The organism is Streptomyces sp. NPDC051214 (assembly GCF_040682375.1).
Lineage (GTDB): Bacteria > Actinomycetota > Actinomycetes > Streptomycetales > Streptomycetaceae > Streptomyces.
The window spans coordinates 86,831-107,786 of record NZ_JBFBAT010000008.1 but is presented as its reverse complement, the minus strand read 5'-3'; the positions used below and the strand labels follow the sequence as shown (position 1 = coordinate 107,786).

Genomic DNA, 20,956 nt, shown 5'->3' with positions numbered 1-20,956 from the left:
GCGCGTTCACGCCGTCACCGCCTTGCGGACGAGCCCCGCGGCCTCGGTCCGGCTCGGGCGGCCGTCGGAGACGACGGTGATGACACGGCGTACGACGGTCTCACCGGGGCCGATCGGCAGGCGCCGCGCGTGGGCGAGCGAGGAGCCGACGCCGGGGTACTCCACGGTCCGCACGAACCACGGGTCACGTCGCGTCTCGGGCGTGGCCCCGGCGAAGACGAGCGTCCAGCCCTGACCGCAGAGGGCCACCCAGTCAGCCGTCGCCCCGTGCGTGGCGGCCTCGCCGTCGGCGTCCGCGGTGAACACCTCGGGCGGCCTCGTCTCCTTGGGGGCGCGCCAGAAGAAGCCTCCGTAGGCGGCGCCGGGGCGGCCGTTGGTGGCGGGGCTGCCGATCGAGATCTCCGTCGCGGCCGGATTGGTGAGGGAGAACGTGAAGTCGAGGGCCCAGGCGGACGGGGTGAGGGGGGTGACGGCGACGGTGCGCCGCTCGTGCAGCAGCTCGCACTCACCGTCGAGCCAGCCGATCTCCTCGACGAAGCCGTCGGGGTCGCGCAGCTTGAACTCCAGATGGCGCTGTTCACCGTGGTTGTCGAGCTCGGTGGGCCCCTGGTCGCGCACATAGGTGCGCCCGCCCCAGAAGTTGCGGCCCGCCACGTCGGGCACGGCGACGCCCACGCCGAGGTGGTGCGGGTGGTCGGCCGGACCGTACTCGGTGACGGGCAGGCCACCGAAGGTGCGGACGGGGTGGAGGTAGGGGCGGGGCGCGAGGCGCGGGCCGGCCGAGGGGTGGATGACGTAGCGGCCGACGGGGCGGCCCGAGCAGCGCAGCATGAGCGCGGTGTCGGTCGCGGTTCTGTTCATGGCGTACTCACCTCGGTGGGGTCTCGGCGGTGGCGGAGCGAGCGGTTTCGGAGGGAGCGGTGGAGGGGTGTGGGGTGGCGGAGTGAGCGGTGGAGGGTGCGGGGCCGGGCGGGCCGGGCAGCGCCCAGAACGTGCCGAGCTCCGCGAAGCCGCACAGCGTGTCGGCGCTCGCCGCGACGAGCCCGTCGATGCCGTGCACGACCCGGCGCCGCACGCCTTCGTGCTCGCCGGGCACCGAGCGCCAGGCCTCGTCCGGCAGGGGGAGTGGATCGGGCGCCGTGCGGACCGCCTCGACGACCTTCATGAAGGCGCCCGTCGACACCGGCGGAACCAGCAGTTCGGCATCGCCAACGAGGTGACCGACCAGGTTTTCGAGGAGATCCGTCCGCCCGTGAAGGACCTCCTCGGGCCCGTGCCCGGCGCGCTGCACGAGCACCCGGTCCTGCTTGTACCAGAACGTGATGCGGCCCCGGGAGCCGTGGACGATGACGTACGGCTCGTCGGGTCGCTCGGCGCAGAGGGTCGCGGCGACAGTGATGCGGCCGCCGCGCGCGGTCCTGATCCCCACGAACGAGGTGTCGTCCGACTCGATGGCGTTGGCGCGGAACAGCTCCGTGGCCACTTCTGCGATGTCCTCGGCCCGCGTGGACCCGTCCACCGCCAGAGCGGTGGCGACGGCGTGCGCGAGGGGGTTGGTCAGGACCCCGTCCACGACGTCCACGCCGTCCAGGCGGCGCCGCCCCGCCCACGGCGCGCGCCGGTAGTACGCCTCGTCGCGGGCCCAGGCACCCGCCGCGCCGACGCCCATCGGCTCCCCGACCGCGCCGTCGGCGACCAGGGCGCGGATGGCGGGCACGGCGTGCGAGCCGAGCGACTGGAAGCCGACCTGGCAGACCACGCCCCCGGCGGCCACCGCGTCGGCGATCCGCCGGAACGCGGCGTACGAAGGGGCGGGCGGCTTCTCCAGGAGCAGGTGCACGCCCCGCTCGGCGGCGGCCACGGCCAGGTCGGCGTGGGTGGGGATGGGCGTGCAGATGACGGCGACGGCGGCTCTGGTGGCGTCGAGCAGTCCCGCGAAGTCCGCGGACTGCGCGGGCGCGCCGAGCCCGTCGAGTTCGCCGGTGCTCAGCGGTGCGAGCTCGCTGATCCCCACGAGGCGTACGAGACCCGCCTGTTGGAGGCGCCGGATGTTCTCCAGGTGCCATCGGCCGTGCCCGCGCGCTCCGGCGAGGACCAGGGGCAGCGGGGTGCGGGGCGCCTTCGGGCCTGGGCCGGGGTTCATCCCTTCACCGCCCCGGCGCTGAACCCGGTGACCAGCCACTTCTGGATGAAGGCGAAGACGATCACGACGGGCAGGGCGGCGATGACGCCGCCGGCCGCGAGCGCGCCGAGGTCGACGCTGTCGGCGCCCATCAAGGTGGCGAGGCCGACCGGGATCGTCTGCTTGTCCTGGTTGGAGAGGAACATCAGGGCGAACAGGAAGTGGTTCCAGCTGTGCACGAAGGCGAAGGAGCCGACGGCGATCAGACCGGGTCGAAGGAGCGGCAGGACGACGGCGCAGAAGGCGCGGAAGCGTCCGCAGCCGTCGACCCAGGCGGCCTCCTCCAGGGAGTAGGGCACGTTCTTGATGAATCCGCTGATCAGGATCATCGAGAGCGGCAGCTGGAAGACGGCCTCGGCGATGATGACGCTGCCCAGCGAGTTGATCATCTGCAGGTTGGCGAAGATCTGGAAGAGGGGCACCAGCATCAGCGCGCCGGGGATGAACTGCGAGCACAGCAGCGCCAGCATGAAGCCGCGCTTGATCTTGAAGTCGAAGCGGGCCAGGGCGTAGCCGCCGGCCAGCGCGACGACCGTGGTCATCAGCATCGAGAGGACGCCGACGATGAGGCTGTTCTGGAAGAAGAGGCCGAAGCTGCGCTCGGTCCACACCTTGTCGAAGTGCTCGAAGGTGATCGGCCAGGGGAGCAGCGAGGTCGAGCCCGCCGGGCGGATCGCGAAGAGCAGCATCCAGTAGAACGGGATGAGCGTGAAGAGGAGATAGAGGCCGAGCGGGAGGTAGATCTGCCAGCGGGGGGCCTCGTCCCAGGGGCGCCGCTTCGGTGTGCGCGGGCCGCCACGGCGGGTCTCGGCGGTCGCGGTGATGTCCGCCATGGCGGCTTCCCTGTCCAGGTGCTGAGTGGTGGTCACTTCTCCTGACCTCCGAACTTGCTCAGCCGCAGATAGACCATCGAGCAGAAGAGGAGGATCACGAACGCGATGGAGGTCAGCGCGGAGGCGTAACCGAAGTCGTGCGAGTCGACGGCGATGGAGGCGATGCGCAGCGGCAGGGTCGTCGTCTCGCCCGCGGGTCCGCCGCCTGTGAGGGTGTAGAGCAGGTCGACGTTGTTGAACTCCCACACCGCGCGAAGCAGCGTGGAGAGGATGATCGCGTCCTTCAGGTGCGGCAGCGTGATGTGCAGGAACTGCCGGAAGCGGCTCGCGCCGTCCACCTCTGCCGCCTCGTACAGGTCCTTCGAGACGGACTGCAGGTCGGCCAGGATGAGGATGGCGAAGAAGGGGACGCCGCGCCAGAGTTCGGCGACCACGACGGCGGGGAAGACGGTGCTGGTGTCCGAGAGCCAGGACGTCCCGTACGAGCCGATGCCCATGTCCGCGAGGTAACGGGTGATGCCTGTCTGCGAGTTGAAGATCAGCAGCCAGATCGTCGAGGTGAGGACGCCGGAGACGGCCCACGGCGAGAAGACCATGGCGCGGGCCATCGCGCGGCCGATGAAGGTCTGGTTCACGATCAGCGCGAGCCCGAGGCCCAGGAGCAGTTGCAGGACGACCTCGACGACGACCCACTGGAGGCTGAAGCCGAGCGTCTGCCAGAACTGCGGGTCCTCGGTGAACGCGGTGACGAAGTTGTCGAGGCCCGCGAAGCCGTCGCGCCAGGGCTTGGTCGGGTTGTGGTGGCGCAGGCTGTAGTAGAAGACGCTGATGACGGGGTAGGCGATGAAGCCCACCATCAGGAGTCCGGCCGGCGCGATCAGCAGATACGGGAGCCTGCGCGGGGTCGCTCCCGTTCGGCGCCGGTGCGCACCCGGCATGCGGCGCCGGGGCGGTGGCTGCGGTGGCGCTTTCGCCACAGCTGAGGCCATGTCTGCTTCTCCGTTCTCAGGGGCGTCACACGGTCCGCGAGATGAAGCGCTTCGCAGACGTCGTTCGAGATCTCGTACAAAGAGAGAGCTGGGCACAGAGGCGGCGTTCAGCCCACGTACGGGTCGGGGACCTCGCCGTCGCGGGCCAGGAACGCGAAGTCGCAGCCGGTGTCGGCCTGGGTGATCTGCTCGTCGTAGAGCGCGCCGTAGCCGCGTCCGAAGCGGGCGGGCGGCGGCGTCCACGCGGCCCGTCGCCGGGTCAGTTCCTCGTCGGACACGTCGAGACTGAGGGAGCGCGCCTCGACGTCCAGGGTGATCAGGTCGCCCGTGTGCACCAGGGCGAGCGGCCCGCCCACGTGCGACTCGGGCGCGATGTGCAGCACACACGCGCCGTAGGACGTGCCGCTCATCCGCGCGTCGGAGATCCGCACCATGTCGCGTACCCCCTGCTTGAGCAGATGGTCGGGGATGGGGAGCATGCCGTACTCGGGCATTCCGGGGCCGCCCCTGGGGCCCGAACCCCGCAGCACGAGGACGTGGTCGGCGGTGATGCCGAGCTCCGGGTCGTTGATGGTGCGCTGCATCTGCCGGTAGTCGTCGAAGACGACGGCCGGGCCGGTGTGGCGCAGCAGGTGCGGCTCGGCGGCGATGTGCTTGATGACGGCGCCGTCCGGGCAGAGGTTGCCGCGCAGGACCGCCACGCCGCCCTCGTCGGCCAGGGGCTTGGTGCGGGGCCGGATGACCTCGGGGTTGTGCACGACGGCGCCCGCGAGCTGCTCGCGCAGGCTGTCATGGGCGACCGTGGGCCGGTCCAGGTGCAGGACGTTGGTCAACTGGGCGAGGAACGCCGGGAGTCCGCCCGCGAAGTGGAAGTCCTCCATGAGGTACTGCCCGCCGGGGCGCAGGTTGGCGAGCACCGGCACGGTCCGCGCGATCCGGTCGAAGTCGTCGAGCGTGAGCCGTACGCCGCTGCGGCCCGCCATGGCGATCAGGTGGATCACCGCGTTGGTGGAACCGCCGAGCGCGAGCACGGTGGCGACCGCGTCCTCGTAGGCGTCAGCGGTCAGGAACCGCGACAACTTAAGGCCCTGGCGGACGAGTTCGACGATCCGCAGGCCGGACGCGGCCGCCATCCGGTCGTGCCCGGAGTCCACCGCGGGGAGGGAGGAGGCGCCGGGCATCGTCACGCCGAGGGCCTCGGCCGCGGCGGTCAGCGTGGAGGCGGTGCCCATGGTCATGCAGTGGCCGGGGGAGCGGGCGAGGCCGTTCTCCAGCTCGGCCAGTTCACAGTCGCCGATGAGGCCGGCGCGCTTGTCGTCCCAGTACTTCCACATGTCGGTGCCGGAACCGAGCACCTCGTTGCGCCAGTGGCCGGGCAGCATGGGTCCCGCGGGCACGAAGACCGTCGGCAGGTCGACGCTCGCGGCGCCCATGAGCAGGGCGGGCGTCGTCTTGTCGCAGCCGCCCATCAGGACGGCGCCGTCCACCGGATAGGACCGGAGCAGCTCCTCCGTCTCCATGGCGAGAAGATTGCGGTAGAGCATCGGCGTCGGCTTCTGGAACGTCTCCGAGAGCGTGGAGACGGGGAACTCCAGGGGAAAGCCGCCCGCCTGCCACACCCCGCGCTTGACCGCCTGGGCGCGGTCGCGCAGGTGGACGTGACAGGGGTTGATGTCGGACCAGGTGTTGAGGACCGCGATGACGGGCTTGCCCAGATGCTCCTCGGGCAGATACCCGAGCTGGCGGGTGCGCGCCCGGTGGCTGAAGGACCGCAGGCCGTCCGTGCCGTACCACTGGTGGCTGCGCAGCTCGTCGGGCCTCATGCCGACCACGCCTTGACCAGGGACGCTATCTCGTCGCGCCGCTCCTCGGGCAGCACCCGGCTCGGCGGGCGCACCTCGCGGCGGCACAGACCGAGCGCCGCCAGGGCTTCCTTGACGACCGTGACGTTGTCCGCGGACTGGTCGGCGGCGCGCAGTTCCTCGAAGCGGCGGATCCGCTCCCAGACCTCCATGGCCGCCGGATAGTCGCCGGCCCGCAGCGCACGCAACATGCTCAGCGACACCTCGGGCGCGACATTGACCAGACCCGAGGTGAAGCCGGTGGCACCGACGGCCCAGTAGGCGGGCGCGTACAGCTCGGCGAGCCCCGCCACCCACACGAACCGGTCGAGCCCCGCGTCCCGCGCGAACGCGGCGAAGGCGGCGGCGTCCGGCGTGGCGTACTTCGCGCCGATCACGTTGGGGCACAACTCGCCCAGATCCGCGAGGCGTTCGCCGGTGAGGCGCGGGTTGCGGATGTAGGGGACGATGCCGAGCTCGGGCACGGCGTCGGCGATGGCGCGGTGGTAGTCGACCCAGCCGTCCTGGGACACGTACGGATGCACGGGCTGATGGACCATCACCATGTGCGCGCCGGCGTCCCGCGCGTGCCGGGCGGCGACGATCGCGGTCGGCAGGTCATGGCCGACGCCGGCCAGCACGAAGGCGCCGCTGCGGCTCGCCTCCTCCATGGTCAACTCGGTGACCAGGCGCCGCTCTTCGGGGTCGAGCGCGTAGAACTCGCCGGTGTTCCCGTTCGGGGTGAGAGTGCGCACGCCCCCGTCGGTGAGCCGCCTGACCAGGGTGCGGTAGGTGTCCTGCTCCACCGATCCGTCCTCGGCGAACGGTGTCACCGGGATCGCGACCACGTCGGCGAGCGCCGAACGCAGTGCGCCGAAGCGGGAGTCGAGGATCGGGCCGGTCATGAAAGCTCCCCTTCCGGGAACGCGCGCCGCACGAACGAGGCGATGTGGTCATGGAGTCCGCGTGCCGCCGCGTCGGCCTCGCCCGCGAGGGCGAGCCGCAGGATCTCCCGGTGCTCGGCCGCCTCCCGCTCCCAGGAGGGCAGCGTCGCCCAGGCGACGGCGGAGACCAGGGCCGCCTGGTCGCGCACCTCGTCGAGCATCCGGGAGAGCAGCGGGTTGCCGCACGGGACGTAGAGAGCGCGGTGGAACTCCCGGTTCGCCAGGGAGCGTTCGGCCGCGTCGGCGGCCGAGTCCGCACGCTCCAGTGCGTCGCGCGCCTCCTCCAGGAGGGCGCCGCTGCGGACGGTGCGCCGCAGGGCCTCCGGTTCGAGGAGCAGGCGTACGTCGTAGACCTCCTGCGCCATGGCCGCGTCCACCGTGCGCACGGTGGCGCCCTTGTACTGGCTCATGACGACGAGGCCGGTCCCGGCGAGCGTCTTCAGCGCTTCCCGTACGGGTGTCTTGGAGACCGCGAATTGGGCGGCGAGCTCGGTTTCGACGAGGGGCTGGCCGGGCGCCAACTGCCCGGTGAGGATGCGGTGCTTGACCGCCTCGAGCACGTACTGCGTGCGCGAGGGGATGGGGTGGGGCGCAAAGTTCATCGATGCTCTCAAGTCGTCGTGCGGCCGTGGTGGGGTCATCGCCCCGGGCCGTCGTGCAGTCATCGCGTATCGCGTCTCATATATGACGTACGAAGTACGACGCGATGAAGCTAGGGCGCCGCTCGCCCCGCGTCAACGTTTCGCGCAAGAAAACTCGTTCGAAATATCGGAGTTGGGAGCCGTCGGCTCGAAGCGCTTCGACTGTTATCGCCCGGACCGTTGACGTACTTACCGCGGCTCCCTACCTTGTCCCGGCAAGCGCTTTCCTAAAACGATTCAATCGCGTAGCGGAGGACGAACTGTGCCGACGAATGGGGAAGTTGACAGGCGCGGCCTGTTGAAGCTGGCCGGTGGCTCCTTGGCGGCCCTCGGGCTGACCGCGGCGGGCTGCGGCGGCGGAAGCGGATCCGGGGACGGGACCGTCACCATCCGGTACGCGTGGTGGGGCTCCGACGACCGCGCCCAGCGGATCAACCGCACCATCGAGCTCTTCGAGAAGAAGCACCCGAAGATTAAGGTCAAGACGGACTTCCAGCCCTACCTCGACTTCTGGAAGAAGTTCAACACCCAGGCGTCCGGCGGGAATCCGCCCGACGTCTTCCAGAACGCGATCGGCTTCCTGCGCAAGTACGACAAGCGCAACGTGCTGCTCGACCTGAACGCGCAGGCCAAGGCGGGCAACCTGCGCCTCGACGGGTTCCGGGCGGGCCTGGAGAAGTTCGGTGAGGTCGACGGCAAGCTGCTCGGCGTCCCCGTGGGCAGCAACTCCATGGCCCTGGTGATCGACAAGCCGGTCTTCGAGAAGGCCGGGGTCACCCCGAAGCCGGGCTGGACCTGGGACGACTTCCACGCCGCGATGGAGAAGATCCACAAGCAGGGCAGGGCGGGCGACAGCGGACTCTACGGCGTCATGTACCTCTACGACCCCTACCTGCGCCAGCAGGGCAAGGCCTTCTTCACCGAGAAGGGCCTGGGCTTCGACGAGGCCGACCTCGAGGAGTGGTGGACCAAGGGGTACGCCGGGGTGAAGTCGGGGATCTACGCCGACCCGAAGAAGGTCGCCCAGATCAAGCCCAAGTCGGCCGTGGCCGCCGAGATCGCCGCGTCCGAGTTCACCTGGGACAACTTCACCGTCCGCTACAGCGCCGAGGGCAAGAGCGAGTACGGCCTGGCCCCGCTCCCGACCACCGACGGCAAGAAGACGGGGCAGTACCTCGGCTCGCTGATGCTCAGCGGCTCCAAGCGCACGCAACACCCCAAGGAGGTCGCGCAGTTCATCGACTTCATGGTGCACGACCCCGAGGTCGCCAGGATCATGGGCTACGACCGCGGTGTGCCCACCACCACCGCGCAGTACGAGGCGTACAAGCCCGCCGATGAGAAGGACAAGGCGATCGCCTCGGTCAACAAGGAGATCGCCGCCTACGAGGAGCAGCTGGTCGACTCCGGCGTCCTGGAGACCATCACGCCGCACCCGGCGGGCGCGGACGTCTGCGAGGCGGCGTTCCTGCGCATCGCGGAGGAACTGGTCCTGGGGGAGCGGTCGGTGGACGAAGCGGTGAAGCAGTTCTTCACCGAGTGCAAGACCGCGCTCGGTTCCTGATGGGCGGCACGATGGCGTCCCTCCAGACTGCGGTGGCCGCGCCCGCCCCCGAGAAACCCTCGCCGCCGGGCGGCCGACGCCTCCCCGAAGCCGCCCGGCGGCGACGGCGGGGCGAGAACATCGCTGGGTTCCTCTTCATGTCGCCGTGGCTCGCCGGTTTCCTGCTGCTCACGGCAGGGCCCATGGCCGCCTCGCTCTACTTCGCGTTCACCGACTACAACCTGTTCGACGCCCCGAAGTGGATCGGCCTCGACAACTTCACCGAGATGTTCGGCGACCCGCGCTGGCGCAAGTCGGTGGAGGTGACGCTCTGGTACGTCGTCGTCGGCACCCCGCTCAAGCTGGCGGCCGCCCTCGGCGTGGCGCTGCTGCTCAACCAGAAGCGGCGCGGACAGGCCTTCTACCGGGCCGCGTTCTACGCGCCGTCCCTGATCGGGGCCAGCGTCTCGATCGCCGTCGTCTGGAAGGCGATCTTCTCCGACGACGCCATCGTCGACCGTACGCAGCGGGCGATCTTCGGCGTGGACGTCGGCGGCTGGACCGGCGACCCGCAGTGGATCATCTACAGCCTGGTCGCGCTCACCGTCTGGCAGTTCGGCGCGCCGATGGTCATCTTCCTGGCCGGCCTGAAGCAGGTGCCGCGCGAGCTGTACGAGGCGGCGGAGGTGGACGGCGCGGGCACCTGGCGTCGGTTCTGGAACATCACGCTGCCGATGATCTCCCCGGTCCTCTTCTTCAACGTCCTCCTGGAGACCATCCACTCCTTCCAGATCTTCGCCTCCGCGTACATCGTCGGCGGTGGAGCGGGCGGCAACGCCTGCGGGCCGGCGGACGGTTCGCTCGTCTACACCTGCTATCTCTACGTCCAGGGCTTCGAGAACAGCCGCATGGGCCTCGCGTCGGCCATGGCCTGGATGCTGCTGCTCGCGGTGGCGCTCGTGACGGCGGTCCTGTTCTGGTCCCAGAAGCGCTGGGTGCACTACGAGGAGGGCGCCCGATGACCGCGCCGCACACACAGCCCGGTCGCCGACGGCGTTCGGCCGGTTCGCTCGCCTGGCACATCGGCTCCCTGGCGGTCCTCGCCGTGGTCCTCTACCCGGTGATCTGGGCGCTCGGCGGTTCCTTCAAGCCGAACGACGAGATCGTCGGAAGCCTCGACCTGTTCCCGACCGACCCCGTCGTCGCGAACTACGCCGGTCTGGCCGACGGGATCGCCGACATCTCCATCACCACCTTCTTCTCCAACTCCCTGTTCCTGGCGCTCGGTTCGGTGGTGGGAGTGCTGTTCTCCTGCTCGCTCGCGGCCTATGCCTTCGCACGGATCAAGTTCGCGGGCCGCAATCTGCTGTTCGCCCTGATGATCGGCACCCTGCTCCTTCCTTACCACGTGCTCCTGATCCCGCAGTACGTCCTGTTCCAGAAGATGGGCCTGATCAACACCTATACACCGCTCCTGCTCGGCAAGTATCTGGCGGTCGACGCCTTCTTCGTCTTCCTGATGGTGCAGTTCATGCGCAACCTGCCCAAGGAACTGGACGAGGCGGCACGGCTCGACGGCTGCGGACACCTGCGGATCTACTGGTCGATCGTGCTTCCGCTGTGCAGGCCCGCGCTCATCACCAGCGCGATCTTCACCTTCATCAACTCCTGGAACGACTTCATGGGGCCGCTGATCTATCTCAACGACCCCTCGAAGTACACGGTCTCGCTCGGCCTGAAGATGTTCGTCGACCAGGAGGGCCTGGCCAACTACGGCGGCATGATCGCCATGTCCCTCGTCGCGCTGCTGCCCGTCCTCGCGTTCTTCCTGGCCTTCCAGCGCTATCTGATCGACGGCATGGCCACGTCGGGTCTGAAGGGCTGAGGCCGCGTGAGCGGGACATCCATCAGAAGGTCCGTCTCCATGGACCGCTTCGGCGCCTTCGCCGAATGCCTGCTGACCGGGGTGTGGATCGCGCTCGCCGCCCTGCCCCTGGTCACACTCCCCGCCGCCTTCGCGGCGGGCTCCCGGCACCTGAGTCGGCATCTGGCCCACGAGACCTCCGGGTGGCGGGAGTTCACCGCGGATCTGCGTGCGGCGGCCCGGCGCGGCTGGCTGGTGGGACTCGCCGGCTGGGCGGCGCTCGCCCTGCTCCTCGCTGACATCGCGTTCGTACGGGCGGGGCTTCCCGGTGGCACGTTCGTCGGCGCGGTCGGGGTCGTCGCCTTCTTCGTCCTGGTCGTCGCGGTGCTGCGGGCTGCCGCGAACTGGGGTCCCGGGGCATCGTGGCGCGCGCTCCTGACCGGGGCGGTGCGCCGCACGCTGCGGGACCCGGCCGGTTCGCTGGTGATCGTGTGTGGCTTCGCGGTGGTCGCGGTGTCCGCCTGGTTCGCCACGCCGCTGGCGGCTCCCGCGCTGGGGATGGTCGCGGCGGCGGCACTGGCCGTCGAACGGCGCGCCGTGCCCTGAGACCGGGCCGGTGAATCTCGCCGGGACGTGGCGGCGGGCTTCCGCCCCCCTTCCGCCTGGGCTCGCGCGGGAGGAGACCCCCCACGCCCTACCCCCGACGCCTTGTCGTCAGCTGCCGGGCTCCGGCCGGATCGCCGGACGGGTCCCAACTCCCGGCCCACCCCGGGCCGTCGGCGGATGCCGACGAGCCCTCGTCCGTCATGCCATCGAAACGACAGTGAGGACAGTCATGTCTCCGATCCCGCGCAGATCCGTGCTCAAGGCCGCTGCCGTCGCAGGCGCTGCCGCCCAGTTCAGCTGGGTGCTCGGCCGGCAAGATGCCCAGGCGGCGCCCCGGGCCGCCGAGCCGGACGACGGCCCCGTCACGATCGGCTGGCTGGAGAAGGGTGGGCTCGGTGCCGCGCCGGGCTCCACCTTCGGCGTCCCGTGGCCCAAGGGCGCCCACCCCGCCGGGCAGACGTTCGCCCTCGCCACCGCCGACGGCAAGGACGTCCCCGTACAGACGTGGACCACCGCCCGCTGGCCCGACGGCTCGCTCAAGTGGACCGCGCACGCGGTGGGCCCGGCGGCGGCAGGCGCCGAGAAGTTCACCCTCAGGACAGGGGCGCCCGCCGCACCGGACAAGAAGATCAAGGTCACCGAGACCCGCAAGGCGATCACCGTCGACACCGGCGTCATCAAGGCCGTCATCGCCAAGGACGGCGAGCGGCTCGTCGAGTCCGTCACCCGCGACGGCGTGCGGATCGCCACCGACGGGCGGCTCGTCCTCCTGCGTCAGGGCGACCTCGACGACGGCGACCGTGGCAGCGCCAAGTGGGACCGCTTCGACGGCGAGATCAGCGGAGCCAAGGCCGAGCAGGACGGTCCCGTGCGCGCCGTGGTCCGCATCGACGGCAAGCATCGCAAGGGAAGCCGCAGTTGGCTGCCCTTCAGCGTGCGGCTGTACTTCTACGCGGGCGCCGACTCCTTCCGCATGGTGCACACCATCACCTACGACGGTGACGCGGAGAAGGACTTCGTCCGCGGCCTGGGTGTCCGCTTCAGCGTGCCGATGCGCGACGCGGCGTACGACCGGCACATCCGCATCGCGGGCGAGGGCAAGGGGTTCCTGACCGAGGCGGTCAAGGGGATCACGGGCCTGCGCCGCGACCCGGGCGCCGCGATCCGCACCGCCCAGGTCAAGGGCGAGAAGCTGCCGGACCCGGCGACCTGGGACCAGCGGGTCACCACCCGCCTGCAGTACATCCCCACCTGGGGCGACTACACCCTGGCCCAGCTCTCGGCGGACGGCTTCACCCTGCGCAAGCGGACCAAGCCGGGGCACACCTGGATCACGGCCGGAGGCGGCGGCCGGGCGAGCGGATTCGGGTACGTGGGCGGGGCCGGCGGCGGGTTCTCCTTCGGCCTGCGCGACTTCTGGGAGAAGCACCCCGCCCAGCTCGACATCCGGGGCGCCGCCGGTGACGAGGCCGAGGTCACCCTCTGGCTCTGGTCGCCCGAGGCGCAGCCGATGGACCTGCGCACGTACCACGACGGCATGGGCCAGGCCACCTATCCCGAGCAGCTCGAGGGCCTCAACATCACCTACGAGGACTACGAACCCGGCTTCGGCACCCCGTACGGCATCGCCCGCACCAGCGAGCTGATGTTCTGGGCCAACGCGGCCACCCCCTCGGCGGCCACCCTCGTCGACCAGGCCGCCGCCGTCCGCACCCCGCCCCAGCTGGCCGCCGCCCCCGAACACGTGACGAAGACAGGCGTCTTCGGCGGTCTCTTCTCGCCCGTCGACCGCTCCACGCCCGCCAAGGCGACCATCGAGGACCACCTCGACTTCCTCTTCACGTACTACAAGGACCAGGCCGAGCAGCGCCGCTGGTACGGCTTCTGGGACTACGGCGACATCATGCACACCTACGACGAGGACCGGCACCAGTGGCGGTATGACGTCGGGGGCTACGCCTGGGACAACTCCGAGCTCTCGCCCGACCTGTGGCTCTGGTACGCCTACCTGCGCTCGGGCCGCGCCGACATCTTCCGCTTCGCCGAGGCCATGACCCGCCACACCGGCGAGGTCGACTCCTACCACCTCGGCAAGTGGGCGGGTCTGGGGACCCGGCACGGCGTGCAGCACTTCGCCGACAGCGCGAAGCAGCAGCGGATCTCCACGGCCGTCTACCGCCGCCCCTACTACTTCCTCACCGCCGACGAGCGGGTCGGCGACCTGATGCACGCCCTGGTCGACTCCGACGAGACGTTCCTCGTCCTCGACCCCCTGCGCAAGATCCGCACCGAGCCGTACGAACCCGACCGCAACGCCCTGTCCATCGGCTTCGGCACCGACTGGAGCGGCCTGGCGGCGGCCTGGCTCACCGAATGGGAACGCGGCGGCCCCAAGGCGGCCAAGGCCGAGGCCCGCCTCCGCTCCACGATGGAGACCATCGCGGCCCAGCCCAACGGCTTCGTCCAGGGCAGCGGCCTCTACGACCTGGACACCGGAAAGTTCGCGGTGGCCGCCGAGCCCGCCGTGAACGTCTCGCACCTGTCGGCGATGTTCGGCCTGGTCGAGATGTGCGCCGAACTCATCGACCTCGTCGACCAGCCGAAGTTCAAGGACGCTTGGCTGGACTACTGCCGCTACTTCAACGCCACCAAGGCCGAGCAGAAGGAGCGCTACGGCAAGGACTTCGGCAGCCTGCTCCTCTTCCAGGGGCACTCCCGCCAGGACGCGTACGCCGCTTCTCGGCTGAAGGACGAGAAGCTCGCGGCACGCGCCTGGCAGAAGTTCCACGACAGCGATGGCTACACGAAGGCGATGAGCTGGGCCAAGACCGACCTGGAGGGGCCTGCCGTCCTGGAGCCCGGATACGAGAACCTGCGCGTCAACACCAACGAGACCGCGCTGTTCGGGCTCGCCGCCATCCAGAACCTCGCCCTGGTCGGCGACGAACTCCCCGGCTAACCGCCGGACACCGTCAGGGAGTTGGTGGTGAAGTCCAGGCCGCCGGCCGAGCCGCTGATCTCGTAGCCGAACTGCACGTCGCCGATGGTCTCGTTGCCCATCCAACCCTTGGTGTTCTTGATCCACTTGAGGATCGGGAGGATGTCGACGGTCCCGGACGAGGAGTCGGAGGTGCGCAGGAACGAGAACACCTCGTTGGCGCCATTGGTGCCCTTGTAGACCGCCCAGGTGTGACCTCCCAGGCTCACCGTGCCCTGGGCGGTCCCGAGGGGGCCGACGTTCCCGTTGTAGTTGACCCAGAGCATGATCTCGTAGTCGTAGTCGGTGTCCCAGATGTCGTACGAGGAGTTGTAGTCGCCCGCGGACGGGACCTTGACGTTGTACGAGCTCTTCAGCGAGGACAGCGAGTCGACGGGCTTGCCGATGACCTTCTTGGAGTTGGGGTAGGACTTGATCCCGCTGGTGTTCGGGTGGTCGGCGCGCACGCTCCACTTCGTGCCCGAGTCCGCGGATATGCACTGGCTGCCCGCGCCCGAGCCCCAGATGTTGTTGTAGAGCGTGTAGCCGTTCAGGCTCGTGTTGCCCCACTGGTCGCAGGAGCTCCAGACGGCGGCCTGGGCGGGAGCGGCGGCGAGGCCGAGTGCCGCGCCCGCCGCCAGGGCGGGGGCGAGCAGCAGGCGGGTCAGGGTACGGCGGGAGTGTCGTGTCATGTGTCGTCTCCAGGGTGGGGGGAGAGGTGCCGCGGGCCCGGGGCGGGCGCGCGGTCGTCCGGTGCGGTGGGGCGCAGGACGGCCACACCGTGGCGGCCCAGGGTGATCGCACCCTCGGCCGCGCGGCCGGTCAGCAGATCGAGGTGCCGGCCTGGCAAGGGCACGGTCACCTCGTTGAGGCCGTGGTGCAGGAGGAACAGGAGAGCGCCGCGGCGTACGGCCTCCACCGCGCGGGGGAGGCCTGACAGCGGGGGCCGTACGCCTGCTTCGGCGGCCACGCGTGCGAGCAGGTCGCGCAGGGCCTCGGACTCGGGGAGCGTGGACAGGTACCAGGCGCGGTCGCGGCGCAGCAGTGCGGGAAGACCGTCGAGTTCGCCGCCCCGGTAGGCGGCGACCGTCTTCGCGCTGTCGTCGGCCTGCAGCTCCTCCGACCAGAGCGTGCCGGTGAACTCCCCGCAGTCCACGCTCTCCCCGGCCTCCAGCGGCCACCATTCGTGCACGGTGCGGATGCCGAACAGGGCGCGGAGCCGGGCGTCCATCCCGCCCGGCCGCACCCGGTCGTCCGCGTCGGCGACGCCGGTGAGGAAACCACAAATGAGGGTGCCCCCTTCGCGCACGTACGTCAGGAGGTTCTCGATCGCGGCGTCGGTGAGGAGATAGAGGTGCGGCACGGCGACCAGGCGGTACGGGGTCAGATCGTGTTCGGGGTGGGCGAAGTCGACGGGGGTGTTCGCCTCCCACAGGGCGCGGTGCCAGGCGCCGAGCACCTGCGCGTGGTCGACCAGGGACGAGGGGCGGCCCTCCTGTCCGCTCGCCCACCAGGAGTCCCAGTCGTGCAGGACGGCGACCTCCGCGGTGACGCGGGTGCCGGCCACCTCGGGACCCACCAGGGCCAGCTCGGCCCCGAGCTCCTTGACCTCCTGGAAGGTGCGGCCGTGCTCGCCCGCGTGGCTCAGCATCCCGGAGTGGAACTTCTCCGCGCCCTGCCGGGACTGGCGCCACTGGAAGTAGCAGACGGCGTCCGCGCCGCGCGCCACCGCCTGCCAGGACCAGAGGCGGTTCAGGCCGCGCGGCTTGGGATGGTTCACGCCGCGCCAGTTCACCGGCCCCGCGGCCTGCTCCATCAGCATCCACGGCCCGCCGCGCGCCTGGGAGCGCGTCATGTCCTGGACCAGCGCGCCCTGTTGGGCGCCGAGCGGATCTTTTGGGTCCGGGTAGATGTCGACCGAGACGACGTCCTCCTGCGCGGCCCACATCCACGCGTCCTGCCCCGACCACATCGGCATGAAGTTCGTGGTGACCGGCAGGTGCGGGGTGTGCGCGGTGACGATGTCCCGCTCGGCGCGGAAGCACGCGAGGAGGGCGTCGGACGTGAAGCGCTTGAAGTCGAGGACCTGAGCGGGGTTCTTCAGGTAGTGGGCGCGGCGGGGCGGCAGGATCTCCGCCCAGCTGTCGTAGCCCTGACCCCAGAAGGCGCTTCCCCAGGCCGTGTTGAGCGCGTCGATGGAGGGGTACTTCGCCCGGAGCCAGCGGCGGAACGCGACCGCCGCCTCGTCGCCCCAGTCGTAGGTGCAGTACTCGTTGTTGATGTGCCACATCGTGAGCGCGGGGTGGTGCGCGTACCGGGCCGCCAGGTCCTCGGTGATCGCGGCGGCGTAGCTGCGGTAGACGGCGCTGGAGTGCGCGAAGTGCTGGCGCGATCCCCACCACTCCACCTGCCCGTTCTCGTCCCGTGGCAGCGTCTCGGGGTGCAGCCGGCCGAGCCAGGGCGGGGGAGCGGAGGTCGGCGTGGCGAGGACGACTCCGATGCCGTGCGCGTGCAGCAGGTCCATCAGCCGGTCCAGCCAGCCGAACTCCCGGGCACCCGGCCGTGGTTCGAGTCTCGCCCACGAGAAGACCCCGATGGTGACGGAGTTGACCGAGGCCTCGCGCATCAGGCGTACGTCGTCGGACCAGACCTCCTCGGGCCACTGCTCGGGGTTGTAGTCGCCGCCGAACAGGATGCGGCCGCGGGTGGTGTCGTCGAGGGAAGGCATCGGTCGGGGTCAGCCCTTCACTGCGCCGGTGAGCATGCCCTGCTTGAAATGCCGCTGCACGAACGGGGAGAGCACGGCGACCGGCAGCAGCGCGAGGACCATCACCGCCATCTGGATGGCGAGCGGCGACAGATGTCCGGTGTTGATCGCCTGACTCAGGCCCGTCGGCCGCTGCTGCTTGATCACCAGCTGCTGCATGACGTTCTGCAGCGGCATCATGTCCGGGTCGCTGAGATAGATCGACGCGTTGAACCACGCGCTCCAGTACCCCACCGCGTAGAAGAGGGTGATGACCGCGATGACCGGGCGGGACAGGGGCATGACGATCCGCCACAGGATGCGCAGGTCGCCGGCCCCGTCGATGCGGGCGCTCTCGATCAGCTCCTGCGCCGTGCCCATGAAGAACGCGCGAAGGACGAGGATGTTGAAGACGTTCAGGGCGCTCGGCAGGATCAGCGACAGATAGGTGTCCGTGAGACCGAGGCCCTGCACCACCAGGTAGGTGGGGATGAGCCCGGCCCCGAAGAACATCGTCGCGACGATGAGCAGCAGGATCGGGCGGTGCAGGACCGACCCGGGGCGCGAGAGGCCGTACGCGCACAGGACGGACACCACCATGCTGAAGAGCGTGCCGACGACCGTGACGCCCACGCTGACCAGGGTGGCCCGCGACACCTGGCCGCCGCCCAGCAGCTCCTGGTAGTGGACGAAGGTGACGCCCCGGGGGATCACCACCAGGCCGCCTGTCTCGGTGATCGTCCTGACCGAGGAGAGGCTGGTGACGACCACGACCCACACCGGGAAGAGGACCGCCAGGCAGACCAGGGTCAGTGTCACGCCCTTGGTGGCGAGGCCCGCCCGGGTCGGGGGCTCCTCCCACACCGGACGCAGACCGGTTCGGCTGCCCGGCTTGATGCCGAAGTTGAGCACGCTCACCGCTTGTACACCCCCTGCTCGCCCATGAGGTGGGCGGCCTTGTTGGCGCCGAGCACCATCAGGAGGCCGAAGACGCCCTTGACGATGCCGATGGCGGCGCCGTAGCCGAAGTTGCCGTTGTCCAGGCCGGTGTTCCACACATAGGTGTCGAGGACCTCGGAGGCCGTGGGGCCCACGGCGGTGCGCTGGAGCAGGATCTGCTCGAAGCCGACCGTGAGCGCGTTGCCGACCTGGAGCACGAGGAGCAGGGCCACCACCGGTCGCAGGGCGGGCAGTTGGATGTGCCACATGCGCCGCCAGCGGTTCGCGCCGTCCATCGCCGAGGCCTCGTACAGGTCGGGGCTGACGGCGGCGAGCGCGGCGAGGAAGACGATGACGCCCCAGCCCGCGTCCTTCCAGACCATCTCGAAGGTGACCAGGAATTTGAACAGGCCCGGGTCGGTCATCAGGTCGAAGCCCTCGTGCCCGTGGTCCCGCAGGACCTGCGCGACCAGGCCCGCCCCGCCGAACATCTGCTGGAAGACCGTGATGACCAGGACCCAGGAGAAGAAGTGCGGCAGATAGAGGATCGCCTGCGCGACCGCGCGCACACGAGGGCGCACGAAGCTGTTGATGAACAGCGCGAGCGCGATCGGCAGCGGGAAGAACAGCGTCAGCTGGATCGTGAAGATCGCCAGGGTGTTCCTGACCGCCTGCCAGAACAGCCGGTCCTCGACCATGTGCCGGAAGTGCTCGACGCCGATCCAGGGGCTCTGCGTCATCGCCTGGAACGCGTTGTCGGCGATGTACGGGTCGTAGTCCTGGAAGGCGACGACGTTGCCGATCAGCGGCACGTAGTTGAAGACGAGCAGGAGAAGCAGCGCGGGCAGCACCATCAGGAGCAGTACGCGGTCGCGCCGAAGGCGGTGGCGCAGCGGGACGCGGGCAGGGGTCTTCTTCTTGGTGGGGAGCGCGCCCCCCGCGGCCTCGGCGGGCTCGGCGGGTGCCCGCCCGGGGGTGCTCTCGCGTGCGTGAGCAGTGCTCTGCGCCATGTCAGGACGCCGAGTCGCCGGTCGCCCCGGTCTCGTCGAGCAGCTTCTTGTACCAGTCGCGCAGCTTGTCGCCGCCGCCCGACTTCCAGTCCGAAGCCGCCTGCTGCATGTCGGAGACCTTCTTGCGGCCCCGCACGATGTCCTTCTCCAGGTCCTCGAACTCGGCGTTCAGCTCGGTGTACCGGGTCGGCTCGATGATCATCATGCCGTGGAAGAGCGGCTTCTTGGTGTGCGCGCCCTGGCGCTGCTGCCACCCGACCATGCCCTCGGTGACGTCCGGCAGATCGGGGTAGGCGACGAAGGGCGCGGGCGACGCCAGATACTCGTACGTCGAGAAGACCTCGTTGTTGCCCCTGCCGTTCTTGGTGAGGACGCCGTCCTTGTACGTGTGGTGGACACCCTCGACGCCGTACATGCGCAGGCGCTGCTCCTTGGAGCCGTAGGGCGCGGCCGTGAAGTTGGCGAGGGCGAGGATGTCGCGGACGGTCTTCTCGTCGGCCTTCTCGCTGATGAACGTCCAGATGTCGGCCGGCGGACGCGCGTACAGCGTGGGGGCCCCGCCGTCGGGGGCGAAGTAGTCGAACGCCTCCATGCGGAACTTCTTGTTGTCCACGCGCTGCACGGCCGCCTTGCCGTACCAGTCGGAGAGGTCCTGGCAGTACATCCACACCTTGCCCGCCGCGCACAGGTCACCGATGCTGCCGGTCTCGGCCTTCGCGTCGGGGTGGACGAAGCCGGCCGAGTAGAGCTTGCGCGACCACTCCAGGGCTTCGAGGTACTCGTCGGTCTCGTAGCGGTTGACCAGTTTGCCGCCGACGCGCTTCCAGTAGTACGGCTTCTCGGGCAGCACCCCGAAGATGTTCCAGGCGGCCCAGGACATGTCACCGCACGCCCACACCTTGCTCTTGGGGGCGTTGAGCTGCTTGCACAGGTCGTAGAACTCCTGGGCGCTGGTGGGAGCTTCGAGCCCCTCCTTCTCGAAGAGGTCGGTGCGGTAGAAGGGCGCGATGTTCGGGGTGGTCGCCGAGGGCATCGGCAGGCCGCGCAGCTTGCCGCCGAAGATGGAGCGCTGCCAGGCGCCGCTGGGGATCGCCGCGAGGTTCGGGTACTCCTTGACCTTGTCGCCGCTCAAGTACGGCCCGAGGTCGAGGAACTTGTTGGCGACGGCGCTCGGTATCTTGCCGGTCAGTTCCCAGCCGGGCACGACCACGGCGTCCGGGACTCCGCTGGAGGCGAGGACGGCGCCCAGCTTCTGGCCGTACGTGTCGCCCTGCTGGTTCTGCCACTTGACGCGGACACCGGCGGCCTTGTCCATCGCCGTCCAGTAGGGGTTGCCCTGCTTTGGCACGTTCCCCCAGATCGGGGCCATGACGGTGAACTCGCCGCCCTTGCCCAGCTTTTGGGGCACCGAGGTCTTCAGCTCGGACGCGGGCAGGGCCTTGATGAAGCCCGCGGCCGAGCCGTTCTTGGCGGGGATGTCCGGGCTGACGAGCTCCGACGCGGTGTACGCGGGGAGCAGGTCCTTGAGCTTCTTCCCCGTCGTGGTGCCCTCGTTGTTCGACCCGCTGCCCCCGCAGGCCGTGAGCAGAGGTGCTCCGCCGGCCACCGCCATCGCGGCGAGGCCCGAGGAGGCGAGGAAAGATCTCCGGCTCGAACGAGAGCTGCTGGAGAGGGAGTTCGGCGTCATTGCGTCAACCCTTCGTGGCGCGTGCCCGGACACACGGCGGTCACCGCCGGTCGGCTTTCGAAGCGCTTCGATATTGCTGCGAGGTTAAGTGAAGGCATGGGCTGTAACAAGGGGTGTCGCGCGAATGCTGCCTTGACATCGGCTGGAGCTGCGC

Annotated in this window: 17 protein-coding genes; 5 read left to right on the top strand and 12 right to left on the bottom strand. The window is 69.8% G+C overall.

Going from position 1 to position 20,956, the window contains the following annotated elements:
- Positions 1-6: 6 nt before the first annotated feature.
- The 7 genes from AB0M70_RS21895 to AB0M70_RS21865 form a co-directional block, all read right to left on the bottom strand.
- Complete coding sequence (locus tag AB0M70_RS21895; RefSeq protein WP_365821717.1) at positions 7-861, bottom strand: PmoA family protein; 855 nt, start codon at positions 859-861, stop codon at positions 7-9.
- 7 nt (positions 862-868) lie between these two features.
- Positions 869-2,143 carry a Gfo/Idh/MocA family oxidoreductase gene (locus AB0M70_RS21890; RefSeq protein ID WP_365821715.1) on the bottom strand — a complete coding sequence of 425 codons (1,275 nt, stop codon included), beginning with the start codon at positions 2,141-2,143 and terminating at the stop codon, positions 869-871.
- The gene (locus tag AB0M70_RS21885; protein ID WP_365822365.1) at positions 2,140-3,015 is read right to left on the bottom strand and encodes a carbohydrate ABC transporter permease; all 876 of its coding nucleotides are present in this window, start codon (positions 3,013-3,015) and stop codon (positions 2,140-2,142) included. The genes AB0M70_RS21890 and AB0M70_RS21885 overlap by 4 nt, the downstream gene beginning before the upstream one ends.
- Before the next feature lie 32 nt (positions 3,016-3,047).
- Entirely contained in the window at positions 3,048-4,004 is a 957-nt protein-coding gene (locus tag AB0M70_RS21880; protein ID WP_365821713.1) for a sugar ABC transporter permease, read from the bottom strand.
- Between the two features lie 107 nt (positions 4,005-4,111).
- Positions 4,112-5,827 (bottom strand): L-arabinonate dehydratase, encoded by a 1,716-nt coding sequence (gene araD, locus AB0M70_RS21875; RefSeq protein ID WP_365821711.1) that lies wholly within the window; start codon positions 5,825-5,827, stop codon positions 4,112-4,114.
- On the bottom strand, positions 5,824-6,750 hold the full coding sequence (locus AB0M70_RS21870) for a dihydrodipicolinate synthase family protein (RefSeq protein WP_365821709.1): 927 nt from the start codon (positions 6,748-6,750) through the stop codon (positions 5,824-5,826). The genes araD and AB0M70_RS21870 overlap by 4 nt, the downstream gene beginning before the upstream one ends.
- The gene (locus AB0M70_RS21865; protein WP_365821707.1) at positions 6,747-7,391 is read right to left on the bottom strand and encodes a GntR family transcriptional regulator; all 645 of its coding nucleotides are present in this window, start codon (positions 7,389-7,391) and stop codon (positions 6,747-6,749) included. The genes AB0M70_RS21870 and AB0M70_RS21865 overlap by 4 nt, the downstream gene beginning before the upstream one ends.
- 301 nt (positions 7,392-7,692) lie before the next feature.
- Here AB0M70_RS21865 and AB0M70_RS21860 point away from each other — a divergent pair, with 301 nt between their 5' ends.
- The 5 genes from AB0M70_RS21860 (at position 7,693) to AB0M70_RS21840 (ending at position 14,402) form a co-directional block, all read left to right on the top strand.
- A complete protein-coding gene (locus tag AB0M70_RS21860; protein ID WP_365821705.1) occupies positions 7,693-8,994 on the top strand; it encodes an extracellular solute-binding protein in 1,302 nt (433 codons plus the stop codon).
- Positions 8,994-9,995 (top strand): sugar ABC transporter permease, encoded by a 1,002-nt coding sequence (locus AB0M70_RS21855; RefSeq protein ID WP_365822363.1) that lies wholly within the window; start codon positions 8,994-8,996, stop codon positions 9,993-9,995. The genes AB0M70_RS21860 and AB0M70_RS21855 overlap by 1 nt, the downstream gene beginning before the upstream one ends.
- On the top strand, positions 9,992-10,858 hold the full coding sequence (locus tag AB0M70_RS21850; protein WP_365821703.1) for a carbohydrate ABC transporter permease: 867 nt from the start codon (positions 9,992-9,994) through the stop codon (positions 10,856-10,858). The genes AB0M70_RS21855 and AB0M70_RS21850 overlap by 4 nt, the downstream gene beginning before the upstream one ends.
- 39 nt (positions 10,859-10,897) lie before the next feature.
- Positions 10,898-11,443 carry a hypothetical protein gene (locus AB0M70_RS21845; RefSeq protein ID WP_365821701.1) on the top strand — a complete coding sequence of 182 codons (546 nt, stop codon included), beginning with the start codon at positions 10,898-10,900 and terminating at the stop codon, positions 11,441-11,443.
- A gap of 229 nt (positions 11,444-11,672) precedes the next feature.
- Positions 11,673-14,402 carry a Tat pathway signal sequence domain protein gene (locus AB0M70_RS21840; RefSeq protein ID WP_365821699.1) on the top strand — a complete coding sequence of 910 codons (2,730 nt, stop codon included), beginning with the start codon at positions 11,673-11,675 and terminating at the stop codon, positions 14,400-14,402.
- On the opposite strand, the gene AB0M70_RS21835 is transcribed toward AB0M70_RS21840, so the two are convergent.
- The 5 genes from AB0M70_RS21835 to AB0M70_RS21815 are packed head-to-tail and all read right to left on the bottom strand — an operon-like array spanning position 14,399 to position 20,802.
- A complete protein-coding gene (locus AB0M70_RS21835; RefSeq protein WP_365821697.1) occupies positions 14,399-15,112 on the bottom strand; it encodes a hypothetical protein in 714 nt (237 codons plus the stop codon). The two genes, AB0M70_RS21840 and AB0M70_RS21835, sit on opposite strands and share 4 nt — an antisense overlap.
- Complete coding sequence (locus tag AB0M70_RS21830) at positions 15,109-17,148, bottom strand: beta-galactosidase (protein ID WP_365821695.1); 2,040 nt, start codon at positions 17,146-17,148, stop codon at positions 15,109-15,111. The genes AB0M70_RS21835 and AB0M70_RS21830 overlap by 4 nt, the downstream gene beginning before the upstream one ends.
- A gap of 9 nt (positions 17,149-17,157) precedes the next feature.
- Positions 17,158-18,084 (bottom strand): carbohydrate ABC transporter permease, encoded by a 927-nt coding sequence (locus AB0M70_RS21825; protein WP_365821693.1) that lies wholly within the window; start codon positions 18,082-18,084, stop codon positions 17,158-17,160.
- Entirely contained in the window at positions 18,081-19,115 is a 1,035-nt protein-coding gene (locus AB0M70_RS21820; protein ID WP_365821691.1) for an ABC transporter permease subunit, read from the bottom strand. Before AB0M70_RS21820 ends, AB0M70_RS21825 begins: the two co-directional genes overlap by 4 nt.
- 1 nt (position 19,116) lies before the next feature.
- Complete coding sequence (locus AB0M70_RS21815) at positions 19,117-20,802, bottom strand: extracellular solute-binding protein (RefSeq protein ID WP_365821689.1); 1,686 nt, start codon at positions 20,800-20,802, stop codon at positions 19,117-19,119.
- Positions 20,803-20,956: the final 154 nt, after the last annotated feature.